The following is a 14,497-nucleotide window of genomic DNA, read 5'->3' as shown; positions in this document are numbered from 1 at the left end:
AGAACCGGCCTGGTCGCCGTTCCTCTGAGTGATTCTCGGAGTCCAATACTAGGAAATTATAGGAGCTTTTCGCATGCGTTCATTTCTTAACCCGCTGTTCGCCCTGATGTTGGCAGCTGCCCTGGCAGCCTGTTCCAGCACCCCGACTGAAGATGACAGCTCTGCAACCGACGATATGTCCCAGCAGACTGATACCTCTCCGGTAACTCCGGTTGAGCCGTCTACTCCGTCCAAGCCGGACACCAGCAGCATTCCGCTGACAGCTGACAACTTCTACAACCATCCGTCCAACTACGATGGCACCACTGACAGCCGGGTGATCTACTTCGCTTTCGACAGCAACACCGTTCCGGCGGCAGCTTTCGAAACTCTGCGTGCCCATGCTACCTATCTGAAGAACAACTCCAACGCCAAAGTGCGCCTGGAAGGTCATGCTGACGAGCGCGGCACCCGCGAGTACAACGTGGCTCTGTCCGAGCGTCGTTCCAAGGCCGTAGAGAAGTTCCTGCGGGTTCAGGGTGTGTCTTCTTCCCAGCTGGAAATCGTTTCCTACGGTGAAGAAAAGCCGGCGGCATTTGGTCACAGCGAAATGGACTGGGCCAAGAACCGTCGTGTAGAAATCAACTACACTGCCGGCCGTCCGTAAGGCATGAAAGCAGTAAAGAGAACGCGCCTGCTCGCAGGCGTCGTGCTCGGCTCCCTGGTGTTCTGTGCGCAAGCACAGAACACCGGGCCGCTGGCCGTTGAAGAGAGAAGCCTGGCGCAGGCCCGCTCCGGTGGCAGTAGTGCCGGTAGTACTGCAAGTCAGGATGGGTTGCTGCTTCTCATGCAGCAACAACAGCAGTTCGAAGAGCAGATACAGCAACTCCAGGGTCAGATCGAAGAGTTGCGGCATGAACTACAGGTCATGAAGGATGCTGAACGTGAGCGCTACCTGGACCTGGATACCCGAATCAATACGCTGGCTGAGCAGAGCAAGACCGAGCAGCCAGAAGAGAGCGCCGACAGTGCGGCGCCCAATGACCCCGAAGCCGACCGTGATGCCTACAGTGCCGCCAAGGACAAGCTGATCAAGCGCGACTTTGATGCGGCGGCAGAAGCCTTCGAGGGTTACCTCAATGATTTTCCCAACGGGCAATTCCGTGCCCACGCCCACTTCTGGCTGGGCAAGGTCTACAGTAACCTGAAGACCCCGAAGCCGGAGAAGGCCCAGGCCCAGTTCCAGGCAGTGGTAGACGACTACCCGGAACACAGTAAAGCGCCCACCAGCCTTTATACCCTGGCAGTGATGCAGGCCCGTGACGAGCAGGTCTCCCAGGCCAAGGTGAACCTGCACAAGCTGGTCAAGCAGTATCCGGACAGCTCGGAAGCCAACCAGGCGAAGACGCTGTTGGAACAACTCGATAAGTAATCCCTATCGTTGCCTTGCCGGCGGCACAGACGCCGGCAAAGGTGATAGAATCCGCCGCATTTCCCCCTCCCGGGTGCTCAGGAGATGTTGTGGACCTCCGTCTGACCGAAATTTTCTATTCCCTTCAGGGCGAGGCGCGAACGGTGGGCCGACCCACGGTGTTCGTTCGTCTGACCGGCTGCCCGCAGCGTTGTGTCTGGTGCGACACCGAGTACGCTTTTTCCGGTGGCGAGAAATGGTCTCTCGAGGCGATCCTGGCGCAGGTGGCCGGTTACCAGGCCCACTACGTGACGGTCACCGGCGGCGAGCCCCTGGCCCAGCCCAACTGCCTGGGGCTGCTTACCGCCCTGTGCGATCAGGGGTATGAAGTCAGCCTGGAAACCGGTGGCGCCATGGATATTGCGGAGGTGGACCCGCGCGTCTCCGTGGTCATGGACCTGAAAGCGCCGGGCTCCGGCGAGCAGCACAACAACCGGCTGGAAAACATTCCGCTGCTGCGCCCCCATCACCAGGTCAAGTTCGTGCTGGCGGACCGCAAGGACTATGACTGGGCCCGATTCATGCTTGATCAGCATCAGCTACCCCAGCGGGTCGGCGACGTGCTGTTTTCTCCGGTACAGGGGCAGTTGGCCCCGGGAGAGCTGGCTGACTGGATTGTGGCGGACCGCCTGCCGGTCCGGTTTCAGCTGCAATTGCACAAACTACTCTGGAATGACGCCCGCGGGCGCTAGCTGACAGGTTTGAAGGAGAGCCATCAATGAAAAAAGCCGTGGTATTGCTGTCCGGTGGTCTGGATTCGGCCACCTGTTTGGCCATTGCCCGGGATCAGGGCTACCAGTGCCATACCATTGCTTTCGACTATGGTCAGCGCACCCGTTCCGAGCTGGATGCGGCGGAGCGGGTGTCCGCAGCCCTTGGCGCGCTCAGCCATCGGGTGATTGAACTGGGCATGGGCAATATTGGCGGCTCTGCGCTCACCGACCATTCCATTGCGGTGCCGGAGGAGGGCGGTGAGGGTATTCCTGTCACCTATGTGCCTGCCCGTAATACCGTCTTTCTGTCTCTGGCCCTGGGTCTGGCGGAGGTGGTGGAGGCCCAGGCCATCTATATCGGTGTCAACGCGGTGGACTATTCCGGCTATCCGGATTGTCGACCGGCCTTTATTGAGGCGTTCCAGACCATGGCCAATCTGGCCACCAAGGCGGGAGTGGAAGGCAGCCCGATCACTGTGGAAACGCCATTGATGCACTTGAGCAAGGCGCAGATCATCCAGCAGGGCACGGCTCTGGGGCTGGATTATGGGTTGACCGTGTCCTGTTATCAGGCTGACGAGAATGGCAATGCCTGTGGCAAATGCGACAGTTGTCGCCTGCGCAAGCAGGGCTTTGAAGAGGCATTGGTCAAAGATCCAACAAACTATCAGTAAAGGGGAAAAAAAATCGGTTTCCCCCTTGTCACCCGGAAATAAATCCGTATTATTTGCGCCTCCTTCGGGAGCGGGTCGTTAGCTCAGTTGGTAGAGCAGTTGGCTTTTAACCAATTGGTCGCTGGTTCGAATCCAGCACGACCCACCATATTTAAAGGGCTCGCCTACGGCGGGCCCTTTTTCGTTTCTGCAGTCACAGACAGTCTGCGCCACCTTTCGCTCATCCCCTTGAAGCCGGCGCTCCCCGGCTGCTGTTTCTCTCCAACCCGCTCTCCAACCCGCTTTGCCCAGTGGCCTCCACCGGGAACACCGGGACGGGCGTTGTCATGGCGTCCTGTGTGCTGAAAGACAAGAGCGGGGGGCTGTCAGCGGGCGACCAGGCCCTGGGCTGTGGGCAGGCCATCTTCGCCATCCAGCGCCGGCTGCCAGACTGGCAGGCCCGCATCCTCGGCCAGCTGAATCATGTTGGCGGTGCCTCGTCCGCCGGGAAAGGCCACCACGGCCTGGGGCCGTCCGTGATGGAGCATGCGCCGGTTACGCATGGGGCCCGCCGCCCGGCCGTGGGCCACCCAGTTGGCCGGGTAACTGACCTGGTCCACACCGCTGTCATGGGCCCACTGGCTGGCCAGCCGGTCTGCGCCACTGGCATTGCCGTGAATCAGCAGACTGAAGGTGTTGTCACGCAGCAGCCGTGCCAGGCTGCGGGTGAGTAATGCTTGGTCGGAAAAATCCCGACCGCCACACACAAGGATACGCATGATACTGTCCATTTGGTCAGTTTTTCGGGCAGTATAGATAGCCTGGCCCGGGATTGCACCCACCGGTTGTGATGCCGCGAGCCAGGATCATCACAGGCTTCACGGCGTGTTGACTGTACTCCGGCCTAAACTTGTACAAATATAATTCTTTGTACAGGTATGAGGTGGCACATGATCCGCTCTGCAAAAATCCCGGTTGGTATCAGCGCCTGTTTGCTGGGTCTGGAAGTGCGCCACGACAAGGGGCACAAACATTCCCGCTACTGCACCGGCGTTTTGTCCCGTTATTTCGAGTTTCGTTCCCTCTGCCCGGAAATGGGGTCAGGGCTCAGCGCGCCTCGCAAGGCCATGCACCTCACCGAGCAAGACGGGATGCTGCGGTTAATCACGACCGACGGCCTGCGTGACCATACCGAGCTGATGCAGGATTTCATCGACCGGGCCATGCCCTCTCTGGCACCGCTGCGGGGCTATATCCTGATGGCCAAATCCCCCAGTTGCGGTATGGAGCGTATCCGCGTCTATAACGATGACGGCCATGTCCAGCACCGTGAGGCCAGCGGACTGTTTGCTGCGGCCTTGCAACGCCACTATCCCCTCATGCCCCTGGAAGAAGAGGGCAGACTCAATGACGACACCCTGCGGGAAAACTTCATCGAACGGGTGTTTCTCTACGACGACTGGTGCCAACTCCGTGAACAGGGGCTGACAGCCCAGCGGCTGATTGATTTCCACAGCCGACATAAATTCCAGTTGCTGGCGCACTGCCAGAAAACCTATCGCCAGCTGGGTCCGTTGCTCAGTGACCTGAAAGCCCGGCCACTGGAAGAGATTGCTGAGGAATATATCCACGGCCTGATGGCGGCCATGAAAAAGCGGGTATCCCGGGGGGCTCACGTGAATACGCTGCAGCACCTGGCAGGGTTCCTGCGCGAGGGGCTCAGTGACACCGACCGCGCCCTGATCAATGAACAGATCGAGGCCTATCTGCGCGAGGAAGTGCCTTTGATCGTGCCCATGACCCTGCTGCGTGGCGGCATGCGCAAGGTGCCACAGCCCTATCTGGAAAAGCAGGGCTACCTGTCTCCCTACCCGGATGACCTGGGACTGAGGAACCGGGTATGAGCGATGTGCTGACCATTCAGCAAGCCAGTGAACAATGCGGCGTGAACCCGGTCACCCTGCGTGCCTGGGAGCGTCGCTATGGGTTGTTGAAACCGGAACGCACCGCCAAAGGGCATCGCCGTTATCGGAGCGCCGAGGTGGAGCAGATCCGGCGCATTGTGCACTGGGTGGAAAAGGGGGTGCCCATCAGCCAGGTGGCCTCCCTGCTGTCGGGGGAGCAGGAGCCGCAACAGGCCGTGGACAATGGTCAGCCCTGGGCGCAGGCCCGGCAGGATGCCCTGCAGGCCCTGGAAACCATGAACGTGCGCCGACTTGAGCAACTGATCAACCGTTTGCTGGCGGACTACAGCCACGGCCAGGTCATCCGTGAGCTTACCGACCCCTTGCGCGAGCAACTGACGGGGAGTGCCTCCCTCTCTGCCCACCTGGCGCTGCTGGACGCGGTGCTGACGCAGAAATGGGCTGCCCGCGCACTGTCTCTGTCCCCCAGACGCCGGGAGTTCGGCTGGCTGCTGATGCCAGTGGGCGATGCCTTGCCGGCCCTGGAGCTGGCCATGGTGCTGCAACGGCCTCTCTGGTGCCTGCAGCGGGACGTGGAGATGGATGCCCTGGCCGCGTTGCTGGCTGACCGGCAGCCCTGCGGGGTGCTCTGGGTGATGGATCACTGGCCCAGCGCCAGTCAGCGCCAGCGTCTCTGGTCTCAGCCGTCATTGCCCTGGCCTGCCGCCTGTTGGGGCAGAGTGGTGGAGGCGCCGCCGGCAGCGGTTACCCGACTGACCGGGGACCGTCAGGCGGTGGCGGAGCAATTGCTGGCCCTGGAGACGATGCATCCCGAGGCCAGTGTGGCAACGGTAGACGATAACGGGGGCAACCCATGAATCTGGTTTGGTATCGCAACGACCTGCGTGTTCATGCCCACCGCGCCTTGCAGCAGGCGCTGGCGCAGGGTGGGCCGGTAATAGCGGTGTATTGTCTGTGCGAGCAACAGTGGGATGCCCACGAGGTGGCGCCATTGCGGCGCTGGTATGTGCTGCAGAGTCTGTTGGAGTTGGGCGATGCCCTGGCGGCGCGGGGGGTGGATCTGCATGTGCTGGATGCCGGTGACTTCGCTGCCGTGCCGGCAATGCTGGCGGATTTTGCCAGCGAGCATGACGTTGAGCACATTTTCTGCAGCCGCGAGTATCCGCTGAACGAATTGAACCGCGACCGGGCCGTGGCCCGGGCGCTGGAGCCGCAGGGTGTGGGTATCACCGGCTATGACGACAGTGTGCTGGTGCCTCCGCGCACTCTGAATACCGGCAAGGGAACGCCGTATACGGTGTTCAGTGCCTACAAGAAACGCTGGGATGTGTGGCTCGACAGCCACTTCCAGCCGGTGCCGTCGTTGCCGGAGAAGAGCCACGGCAAGGGGCATTTTGTCGGCAGGACCACAGTGGACGCTGCCCTGAAGACCCTGACGGTGGCCGACTCCCTGACCCGTCATTGGCAGCCGGGTGAGTCGGCGGCGCTGAAACAACTGGATCACTTTGTTGAGCACCATCTGGCGGGTTACCGAAAACTCCGGGATTTCCCCGCCGAACCTGCCACCAGTGGTTTGTCCGCGGCCCTCTCTGCCGGCACCCTGTCACCGGCCAGCTGTTACCGGGCGGCGACCCGGGCCATGGCCGATGCGGGTGCCCGGGATGGCGCCGCCTGCTGGATTGGCGAGCTGGCCTGGCGGGATTTCTATCGCCAGATCATGGCCCGTTTCCCCCGGGTCAGCCGTGGTGGCGCGTTTCGGCCGGAAACCGAGCTGCTCCAGTGGTCCCGGGATCGAGAGCGGTTTCAGGCCTGGTGTGAAGGCCGCACCGGTTACCCGCTGGTGGATGCGGCCATGCGCCAACTGGTGGCCACTGGCTGGATGCATAACCGTCTGCGCATGGTCACGGCCATGTTTCTCAGCAAGCACCTGTGGCTGGATTGGCGGTGGGGGGAGAGTTTCTTTATGCAGCACCTGATCGACGGCGATTTTGCCGCCAACAATGGTGGCTGGCAGTGGAGTGCTTCCTCCGGTACCGATGCGGTGCCGTACTTCCGGGTGTTCAATCCGGTCCGCCAGAGTCAGCGTTTCGATGCCCAGGGTCAGTTTATTGCCCACTGGGTGCCCGCGTTGCGCGAACTGGACAACAAGACCGTCCACGAACCCTGGAAACAGCCATTGCTGGCACCGGATTACCCCCCGCCGGTGGTGCCCCATGCCGGGGTGCGCGAGCGGGTCACCGAGGCCTTCAAGGCCGCCAAGGCCCAGTACGATAACGATCACAGTCATCACAGCCCCGTCAGCAAAAAGGAACAGGCATGAGTCAGCGTATTGCCATTGTCGGCGCAGGTATCAGTGGCCTGACCGCCGCCTGGTATCTCTCCCGGCATCACCAGGTGGACGTCTTTGAGGCCAACGATTATCTCGGTGGCCACACCTGCACCGTACCGGTACGTCGTGATCACGGCGATTACGCCATTGATGTGGGCTTTATCGTTTTCAACGACCGCACCTACCCCAATTATCTGCGCTTGCTGGACGAGTTGGGTCTGCAGGGGCAGCCTACCGCCATGGGCTTTGCCGTGAGCGACCAGCGCAACGGCCTGGAATATTGTGGAGATGGGCTGGGCGGCATCTTTGCCCAAAAGCGCAATCTGCTGAGTCCGTCACACTGGCGTTTTATCGGTGACATCCTGCGTTTCAATCGCAATGCGCCCGGCTTGCTGAACACTGAAGCGGGGGAAATGCCCCTGGGAGAGTACCTGCGCCGGCACGGTTACGGGGAGCGTTTCTGCCGGGATTATATCCTCGCCATGGGAGGCGCCATCTGGTCCTGCTCTCTGGAGCAGATGGAAGTGTTTCCGGCCAAGTTTTTCATCCGCTTTTTCCAGAATCACGGTCTGCTGTCACTGACCAACCGGCCCCAGTGGTATGTGGTGCCCGGAGGCTCCAACCAGTATGTGGCTCCCCTGGTGGCGAAGTGTTCAGCCCGTTTTCATACCCGCGCCGCGGTCAGTGAGGTGCGCCGCCACGACCAGGGTGTCACTCTCACGGTGAACGGCGAACAGCAGATCTTTGATCAGGTCATTCTCGCCTGCCACAGCGATCAGTCCCTGGCCCTGCTGGCCGACCCGGACAGCCGCGAGAAGGATTGTCTGTCACGGCTTGGCTATCAGGATAACGAGGTGGTGTTGCACACGGACATCCGTTTGCTGCCCCGGCGGCAGCGGGTCTGGTCGAGCTGGAATGCCCTGTTGTTCGATAATGACCAGGATCGCGTCCAGGTGACCTATGACATGAACATTCTGCAGGGCATCCAGGCGCCGGAAACCTTTTGCGTGACACTTAACGCCACGGACAGGATTGACCCGGACAAGATCATCGCTCGCTATCACTTTGCCCACCCTCTCTTTACGCCGGAAACGATGGCGGCCAGAGAGACGCTGTTGGCCGGCAATGGTGAAAGGCGCACCTGGTTTGCCGGTGCCTGGTGCCGCAATGGCTTTCATGAAGACGGCGTGGTGTCGGCCCTGGATGTGGTACGGGCGCTGTCCCCGGAGTCAGTGCCGTGATCAGTCAGGCGGTGGCAAGGGGCAAGGTGTGGCATCAGCGCCTGGTGCCGTTCCGTCACGGTTTCCATTACCCGCTATGGCTGGTCTGGTGTGACCTGGCGGAAGTGGACGCCATGCTGGCGAGGCATCCCGGCTGGGGGCGTCGTTGGCGCCCGGTAGTGTTCCGGGACAGTGATTTTGTGGACTCCCGCCCGGATAACCTGGAAAACAAGGTCCGTGAAAAGGCGGCCGCGCTGGGGCTGCAATGGACCGGGGGCAGGGTGGTGATGCTGGGCCAGTGGCGCACCCTGGGGACATTGTTCAATCCGCTGGTGCTGTACCTGCATTTTGCTGAAGGCAGCGATCAGCCGGACAGCATGCTGGCAGAAGTCCAGAACACCCCCTGGCGTGAGCGTCATTTCTACCCGCTGGAGCTGCAAAAAAACGCTCAAGGAAGCTGGCAGGCCAGCCATCCCAAGGCGTTCCATGTATCGCCTTTTCTGCCCATGGCACTGGACTATCATTGGGATCTTCACGTGGCTTTACCCGGCCTGCGCCTAGTCTTGGAAGATAGAAAGGATGACCAGATCGTTTTCGTGGCAGGTTTGCAGCTGAATTTGCAGGAAGCCAATCGTCGCACCATGACAACGGTGGTTTTCCGTTTTGGCGCTCAGGGGTTAGCCACGTTGCGTGCCATCTACTGGCAGGCATTCCGGCTATGGCGCAAAGGGGCGAGATTTCATTCTCACCCCGGCAAAAACAGTAACAATCGGTACGGAGATTGACCGCATGCTGTCTGGCGAAAAAGCCACAACCAATCGACTCGAGCACAGTGTGACTATTCGCTGGCCGCAAACTGTGGCCCGAAAGCTGGTGCTGGCGCGTCTCAATGCGTTGCCCCACGGCGCTCTTCGTATCCATGAGCCCGACGGTAATCAGGTGGTCCTTGGTGACAACGCCCGCCACGCTGATGCCGCGATAATTCGCCTGCATGATTGGCGAACCTACTCCATGATGATGAGCGGCGGCGCGTTGGGGGCGGCGGAAGCTTACTTGGAAAAAGGCTGGGGCAGTCCGGATCTGGTGGCTGTGATTCGCTACTTCGCCGCCAACGTGGATGCCATGAAAGCACTGGAGGGCGGCATGGCGTTGCTGTCCAAGCCCGCCCTGAAAATGTTGCACCGCTACAACCGTAATTCCCTGCAGGGATCCCGGCGCAACATTTCTGCCCACTACGATTTGGGTAATGACTTTTTCAGCCTGTTCCTGGATCGCAGCATGATGTATTCCAGTGCAGTGTTTCCTCATCCGGACGCCACCCTGGAAGAGGCCTCCGAGCACAAGCTGGAAAAAATCTGTCAGTACCTGTCACTGTCTCCGGGCATGACCTTGCTGGAAATCGGCACCGGCTGGGGTGGCCTTGCCATTCATGCGGCCAAGCATCACGGCGTGCAGGTGACCACCACGACGATTTCCCGGGAGCAGGCACGCCATGCCCGTGAATGCGTGGAGGCTGAAGGCCTGCAAGACAGGGTGACGGTGCTGGAAGAAGATTACCGGGAGCTCACCGGTCACTATGATCGGGTGGTCTCCGTGGAAATGATTGAAGCGGTGGGCGCGGAATTCCTGCCGGGGTATTTCCGGGTGCTGGGTGAGCGGTTGAAGCCGGATGGCAAGATGGTATTGCAGGCGATCACCGTTCCGGACCAACGCTATGAGCATGCCCTGAAGCAGGTGGATTTCATCAAACGCTATATTTTCCCCGGCGGCTTTCTGCCCAGTGTTTCGGTGATGTGTCAGCACCTGGCCGAGCATACCCGCATGGTTGCCACGGAGCTCCATGACATCGGCCACGATTATGCCCTGACGTTGCACCATTGGCGCGAACGGTTTCTGGCATCCTTGCCCAAAGTTCGCGAGCTGGGTTTCGACGAGCGGTTTATTCGCATGTGGGATTACTACCTGTGCTACTGCGAGGGCGCTTTCCTGGAGCGAGCCATCAGCACCGTGCACCTGGTGGCAGCCGGCCCCGACTATCGCCCGGCATCTTGAAAAGCCGCCCGTCCGGGCGCATTTTATTGGTTAAGGGCATTAACGCGGCACCTCCCCGGGCGCCGCGTTGTGGTATTATGCCCGCCCTGATTTCCTGGTTGTTAGCTAAGTTATTGATATCAGGGGGAAACCCCGGGCGGTGAAGCCAATGACAGCAGAGGCACAAGCACTGGTACAGGCCCACCTGGCCAAGGTGGAGCACGAAGACTCGCTCAACGAGGAGCAGCGTGCATCCTATCGTCAGCGCATTAAGGAATTGTTACGCCAGCGCGACGCGGTACTGGTGGCTCACTATTACACCGATCCTGAAATTCAGTCCCTGGCGGAAGAGACCGGCGGCTGCGTGTCCGATTCCCTGGAAATGGCGCGCTTTGGCAAGGAACACCCGGCCTCTACCCTGATTGTGGCCGGGGTCAAGTTCATGGGCGAGACCGCCAAGATCCTCAGCCCGGAAAAACGGGTTTTCATGCCCACCCTGGAGGCAACCTGCTCCCTGGATATCGGTTGCCCGGAGGACGAATTTGCCGCTTTCTGCGACCAGCATCCGGATCGCACCGTGGTGGTCTATGCCAACACCTCGGCGGCGGTGAAAGCCCGCGCCGATTGGGTGGTCACGTCCTCCATTGCGGTGGAGCTGATCGAACACCTGGATCGCAACGGCGAAAAAATTCTCTGGGCCCCGGACAAGCACCTGGGCAGCTATGTGCGGGACAAGGCCGGTGCGGATGTGCTGTGTTGGGACGGTGCCTGCATTGTCCACGAGGAATTCAAGGCCAAGGGGCTCCAGGACCTCAAGGCGGCCTACCCGGACGCGGCCATTCTGGTTCACCCTGAATCCCCGGCCCCGGTGGTGGAGATGGCGGATGTGGTGGGCTCGACCTCTCAGCTGATCAAGGCGGCCTGCGAGATGGATAACGACACCTTCATCGTTGCCACCGACAAGGGCATCTTCTACAAGATGCAGCAGCTGGCACCGGGGAAAACCTTCCTGGAAGCGCCGACGGCCGGTTCCGGCGCCACCTGCCGCAGCTGTGCCCATTGCCCGTGGATGGCCATGAATGGCCTGCAGAACATGCTGGCGGTGCTGGAAGACGATAATGGCATGGGCCAGGAAATTTTCGTTGATCCGGCGCTGGCGGAAAAAGCCATGGTGCCGCTCAATCGCATGCTGGACTTTGGCAAGTCCTTGAAAGGGTAGAACGCAGAAGCCTGACGAGAAGATTGTCAGTCACGAGAAGCGAGTTGCGAGGAACGAAAGGCAAAACCGGTGTCGCCTTTCGCAACTTGTACCTCGCCACTCGCTAACGTTCCACCGAAGCCGCCACCCCGTGACCTGCCTCGCCACTTTTCGGACACGTTGCCAGTCCTTCTAGAATTTCTCTTCCGATAACGCCTTCATGGTTTGCAGCCGGCCATTGAGTTTGCTGTAAAGAGCAAAATCATTTTCGGCATCACGCAGGGCATATTCCATCTGCTGCATGGCCTGCTGGTCCCTGCCACGCAGAAACTGGCTCTCCGCCCGGGCATGCAGGGCACGAACCTTGTCGCCGCTGTTCCCATAGGCGTCGGCGGCCAGCTCCCAGAGATAGGGGTTGTTGGGACGCTCGCTGAGCAAGGGTTTGAGGACCGGCAAGGCCCGGGCGGGTTGTTCGCTTCTCAATAGTGCCTTGCTCATCAGGATGGACGCGGGGTAATTGTCCGGTGCCAGATCCAGAACGCGTTCGGCCTGGTTGATGGCGCGCGTGTAATCCCCTTCGTCCAAGGCTACCTCCACCAATCCCAGCCGGAACCACAGCTGGTCCGGATGTTCCTCGGCCAGTGATTGCATGATGGTTCTGGCCTGCTCATAGCGGTCGGCACGCAGATAACTCAGGGCCAGTCCGTAGCGGGCGGCCTGCAAGCCCAGCGCATTGCGTTCGTTGCTGTATCGCAGAAAGTGGTCGATGGCGTGGTTATCGCTCTGGATAAACGCGGCCTGGAGCCGGGCCTGCACCAGCAGAAAGTGCAGGGACGTATTCATGCGCGGTGTAGGCAGGGAGCGCGCCCGGGCGCGGCTATCCGCAATGCGGCTCTCGGTAACCGGGTGAGTGAGCAGAAACTCCGGGGGATCACCGGCAAAGCGCTGATTGTTGTGCATGCGCTCGAAGAACCGGGGCATGGCATTCGGATCCATCCCGGCGGCGGCCAGAGTCTGCATACCTACCCGGTCTGCTTCGCGCTCGTTCTGCCGGGAATAAGCCAGCTGTGCCTGGATGGCACCGGCTTGGGTGGCAGCAATACCGGCCATGCCGGCTTCGCCATCGCCGGCGATGGCCACTGCCAGGCTGGCCAGCATGGCGGCAAGCACAGCGGTGTTCATCTTCCGGGAATCCAGGTAGCGGCGGGCAAAATGCCGCTGGCTGACGTGGGCGATTTCGTGCGCGACCACGCCACCCACTTCGTCCTCGTCACGGGCGTTGAGGAACAGCCCGGCGTTCAGGCCGATCACCCCACCGGGCACCGCAAAGGCATTAATCTGGCGGCTGTTGATAACCACGATGTCCAGGTTGGGCTCTTTCAGGTCGCTGTAGGAGGCGAGCCGGTAGACCAGGCTTTCCACATACTCCTGTACCAGTGGGTCGGACATGATGGAGGTCTGGCCGCGCAGGCTGCGTAGCCAGCCCCGGCCCAACCGGTATTCCTGGTCGGCAGACATCAGTGCGGCGGTAGGATCACCGAGCACCGGCAAGTCGTCATTGGCACTGATGGCTGCCGGGATGCAACAACTCCATAATAAAAGAGTGCGTAGCAAAAACTTCAAGTCGGGACTCCCGTGATTATTTGTGCCGACCGACACAGATCGACCCTTATTCCATAGCCGGGTTGTGACTATAATGCCGGTAGACCAGAGACGAATGAAGCGCCTGTATGAGCGACCAGCCAATCGATCTGCAGATTGATGCCTCCAGCCTGCAATGCCCCATGCCGTTGCTGAAGACCCGGCAGGCATTGCGACATCTCAAGCCGGGTCAGTTGCTTGAGGTCATTGCCACCGACGTCGCTTCTGCCGATGACATTCCTGCTTATCTGAGACAATCCTGCCACGAGCTGGTTCGCATGGGCGAAAATAAAGGCCACTATGCCTTTGTCATTCGCCGCGGCGAACAGGAGAGCTGATGTTACGTATTCTCAAGAACTGGTCCGAAAGATACTTCTCCGACGAGGAGGCAGTGTATCTGCTGGTGGTGCTGCTCGCCGCCGGGCTGGTGATTCTTTTTTTCGGCGGCATGCTGGCACCGGTGCTGGCAGCGATCGTGATTGCCTACCTGATGCAGGGGCTGGTGGCCGGGCTGGAGCGCCGGGGCATGCGGCGTTTGCTGGCGGTAAACCTGGTGTTCACCCTGTTCCTCGGTTTGTTGGTTGTCACCCTGGTGGTGTTGCTGCCCATGGTCTGGCGCCAGACCTTGCTGTTGGTACAGGATCAGTTGCCGCATCTGCTCAAGAATGGGGAAACCTGGCTGCGACAGTTGCCGGAGCATTATCCGGAAGTGATTTCCATGGAACAGGTCAATTCCATTGTGGCTGTGATACAGCGGCAGGTGGCGGAAGCCGGGCAGGGGGTGCTGACGCTGTCGCTGTCGTCGATTCCCAATCTGGTGGAGGTCATGGTTTTCCTGGTACTGCTGCCACTGCTGGTATTTTTCTTCCTCAAGGACAGGGAAGCCATTATTGCCTGGATGATGCGCTTTTTACCCCGTCGCCGACGGATTCTCGATCACGTCTGGCATGAAATGGATGACCAGATCGCCAATTACGTGCGTGGCAAGGCCATCGAGATCCTCCTGGTCGGCAGCGTCACCTTCATCGCGTTCCTGTTGCTGGGCATGCATTACACCGTGCTGTTGGCGGTGCTGGTGGGGCTGTCGGTGGTGGTGCCCTATATCGGCGCCACCGTGGTGACACTGCCCGTGGCGGCGGCCTATGTGCAGTTTGGCTGGAGCGGAGATTTTGCTCTGGTGATGGTGATTTACGGTGTGATCCAGTTTGTGGATGGCAATATTCTGGTGCCGTTGCTGTTTTCGGAAGCGGTGAATCTGCACCCGGTAGCGATTATTACCGCGATCCTGCTGTTCGGGGGGATGTGGGGATTATGGGGGGTATTCTTCGCTATTCCCC

At 60.2% G+C, this 14,497-nt stretch carries 15 protein-coding genes and 1 tRNA gene; 14 read left to right on the top strand and 2 right to left on the bottom strand.

The window, feature by feature from the left end; all coding sequences use genetic code 11:
* Positions 1 to 73 precede the first annotated feature (73 nt).
* From pal to A3714_RS08550, 5 genes are all read left to right on the top strand, one after another.
* Complete coding sequence (gene pal, locus A3714_RS08570) at positions 74 to 646, top strand: peptidoglycan-associated lipoprotein Pal (RefSeq protein ID WP_062816933.1); 573 nt, start codon at positions 74 to 76, stop codon at positions 644 to 646.
* Between the two features lie 3 nt (positions 647 to 649).
* Positions 650 to 1,411: a tol-pal system protein YbgF gene (gene ybgF, locus A3714_RS08565; RefSeq protein ID WP_062816934.1), complete on the top strand. Its 762-nt coding sequence runs from the start codon at positions 650 to 652 to the stop codon at positions 1,409 to 1,411.
* An 89-nt stretch (positions 1,412 to 1,500) separates the two neighbouring features.
* The gene (gene queE / locus A3714_RS08560; protein ID WP_062816935.1) at positions 1,501 to 2,142 is read left to right on the top strand and encodes a 7-carboxy-7-deazaguanine synthase QueE; all 642 of its coding nucleotides are present in this window, start codon (positions 1,501 to 1,503) and stop codon (positions 2,140 to 2,142) included.
* A gap of 26 nt (positions 2,143 to 2,168) precedes the next feature.
* Positions 2,169 to 2,837, top strand: a complete 669-nt coding sequence (gene queC, locus A3714_RS08555) for a 7-cyano-7-deazaguanine synthase QueC (RefSeq protein ID WP_062816936.1) — start codon at positions 2,169 to 2,171, stop codon at positions 2,835 to 2,837.
* A gap of 72 nt (positions 2,838 to 2,909) precedes the next feature.
* A tRNA-Lys gene (locus tag A3714_RS08550) sits at positions 2,910 to 2,985 on the top strand.
* A gap of 217 nt (positions 2,986 to 3,202) precedes the next feature.
* Here the strand turns inward: A3714_RS08550 and A3714_RS08545 are convergent.
* On the bottom strand, positions 3,203 to 3,595 hold the full coding sequence (locus tag A3714_RS08545) for a DUF2493 domain-containing protein (RefSeq protein ID WP_062817028.1): 393 nt from the start codon (positions 3,593 to 3,595) through the stop codon (positions 3,203 to 3,205).
* Positions 3,596 to 3,766: 171 nt separating this feature from the next.
* On the opposite strand from A3714_RS08545, the gene A3714_RS08540 reads away from it, so the two are divergent.
* The 7 genes from A3714_RS08540 to nadA all read left to right on the top strand — a co-directional run bounded on the left by A3714_RS08540 (position 3,767) and on the right by nadA (position 11,540).
* Complete coding sequence (locus A3714_RS08540; protein ID WP_062816937.1) at positions 3,767 to 4,720, top strand: DUF523 and DUF1722 domain-containing protein; 954 nt, start codon at positions 3,767 to 3,769, stop codon at positions 4,718 to 4,720.
* Entirely contained in the window at positions 4,717 to 5,598 is an 882-nt protein-coding gene (locus A3714_RS08535; protein ID WP_063509051.1) for a MerR family transcriptional regulator, read from the top strand. The genes A3714_RS08540 and A3714_RS08535 overlap by 4 nt, the downstream gene beginning before the upstream one ends.
* Complete coding sequence (locus tag A3714_RS08530; protein WP_063509052.1) at positions 5,595 to 7,061, top strand: deoxyribodipyrimidine photo-lyase; 1,467 nt, start codon at positions 5,595 to 5,597, stop codon at positions 7,059 to 7,061. Before A3714_RS08535 ends, A3714_RS08530 begins: the two co-directional genes overlap by 4 nt.
* Complete coding sequence (locus tag A3714_RS08525; protein ID WP_063509053.1) at positions 7,058 to 8,311, top strand: NAD(P)/FAD-dependent oxidoreductase; 1,254 nt, start codon at positions 7,058 to 7,060, stop codon at positions 8,309 to 8,311. The genes A3714_RS08530 and A3714_RS08525 overlap by 4 nt, the downstream gene beginning before the upstream one ends.
* Complete coding sequence (locus A3714_RS08520; RefSeq protein ID WP_063509054.1) at positions 8,308 to 9,075, top strand: DUF1365 domain-containing protein; 768 nt, start codon at positions 8,308 to 8,310, stop codon at positions 9,073 to 9,075. The genes A3714_RS08525 and A3714_RS08520 overlap by 4 nt, the downstream gene beginning before the upstream one ends.
* 4 nt (positions 9,076 to 9,079) lie before the next feature.
* A complete protein-coding gene (locus tag A3714_RS08515; RefSeq protein ID WP_063509055.1) occupies positions 9,080 to 10,342 on the top strand; it encodes a cyclopropane-fatty-acyl-phospholipid synthase family protein in 1,263 nt (420 codons plus the stop codon).
* Between the two features lie 148 nt (positions 10,343 to 10,490).
* Positions 10,491 to 11,540 (top strand): quinolinate synthase NadA, encoded by a 1,050-nt coding sequence (gene nadA, locus A3714_RS08510; RefSeq protein WP_062816943.1) that lies wholly within the window; start codon positions 10,491 to 10,493, stop codon positions 11,538 to 11,540.
* Positions 11,541 to 11,711: 171 nt separating this feature from the next.
* Here nadA and A3714_RS08505 read toward each other — a convergent pair whose 3' ends face one another.
* The gene (locus A3714_RS08505) at positions 11,712 to 13,142 is read right to left on the bottom strand and encodes a M48 family metalloprotease (protein WP_063525859.1); all 1,431 of its coding nucleotides are present in this window, start codon (positions 13,140 to 13,142) and stop codon (positions 11,712 to 11,714) included.
* A 107-nt stretch (positions 13,143 to 13,249) separates the two neighbouring features.
* Between A3714_RS08505 and A3714_RS08500 the strand changes: the two genes are divergently transcribed.
* Both A3714_RS08500 and A3714_RS08495 read left to right on the top strand, forming a co-directional pair.
* Positions 13,250 to 13,498 (top strand): sulfurtransferase TusA family protein, encoded by a 249-nt coding sequence (locus A3714_RS08500; RefSeq protein WP_062816945.1) that lies wholly within the window; start codon positions 13,250 to 13,252, stop codon positions 13,496 to 13,498.
* A partial coding sequence (locus tag A3714_RS08495; RefSeq protein ID WP_063527170.1) for an AI-2E family transporter occupies positions 13,498 to 14,497 on the top strand: 1,000 nt, incomplete at its 3' end. The genes A3714_RS08500 and A3714_RS08495, both read left to right, overlap by 1 nt.

It is taken from the genome of Alcanivorax sp. HI0007, from assembly GCF_001635525.1.
Taxonomy (GTDB): Bacteria; Pseudomonadota; Gammaproteobacteria; order Pseudomonadales; family Alcanivoracaceae; genus Alcanivorax.
This window is presented reverse-complemented; position numbering and strand designations above follow the sequence as displayed.

Excerpts from the sequence above, each read along its gene's own strand:
- ybgF (WP_062816934.1), top strand. The coding sequence starts at position 650 with ATGAAAGCAGTAAAGAGAACGCGCCTGCTCGCAGGCGTCGTGCTCGGC.
- nadA (WP_062816943.1), top strand. The coding sequence starts at position 10,491 with ATGACAGCAGAGGCACAAGCACTGGTACAGGCCCACCTGGCCAAGGTG.
- queC (WP_062816936.1), top strand. The coding sequence starts at position 2,169 with ATGAAAAAAGCCGTGGTATTGCTGTCCGGTGGTCTGGATTCGGCCACC.
- A3714_RS08530 (WP_063509052.1), top strand. The coding sequence starts at position 5,595 with ATGAATCTGGTTTGGTATCGCAACGACCTGCGTGTTCATGCCCACCGC.
- A3714_RS08500 (WP_062816945.1), top strand. The coding sequence starts at position 13,250 with ATGAGCGACCAGCCAATCGATCTGCAGATTGATGCCTCCAGCCTGCAA.
- A3714_RS08545 (WP_062817028.1), bottom strand. The coding sequence starts at position 3,595 with ATGCGTATCCTTGTGTGTGGCGGTCGGGATTTTTCCGACCAAGCATTA.
- pal (WP_062816933.1), top strand. The coding sequence starts at position 74 with ATGCGTTCATTTCTTAACCCGCTGTTCGCCCTGATGTTGGCAGCTGCC.
- A3714_RS08525 (WP_063509053.1), top strand. The coding sequence starts at position 7,058 with ATGAGTCAGCGTATTGCCATTGTCGGCGCAGGTATCAGTGGCCTGACC.
- A3714_RS08535 (WP_063509051.1), top strand. The coding sequence starts at position 4,717 with ATGAGCGATGTGCTGACCATTCAGCAAGCCAGTGAACAATGCGGCGTG.
- A3714_RS08515 (WP_063509055.1), top strand. The coding sequence starts at position 9,080 with ATGCTGTCTGGCGAAAAAGCCACAACCAATCGACTCGAGCACAGTGTG.
- A3714_RS08540 (WP_062816937.1), top strand. The coding sequence starts at position 3,767 with ATGATCCGCTCTGCAAAAATCCCGGTTGGTATCAGCGCCTGTTTGCTG.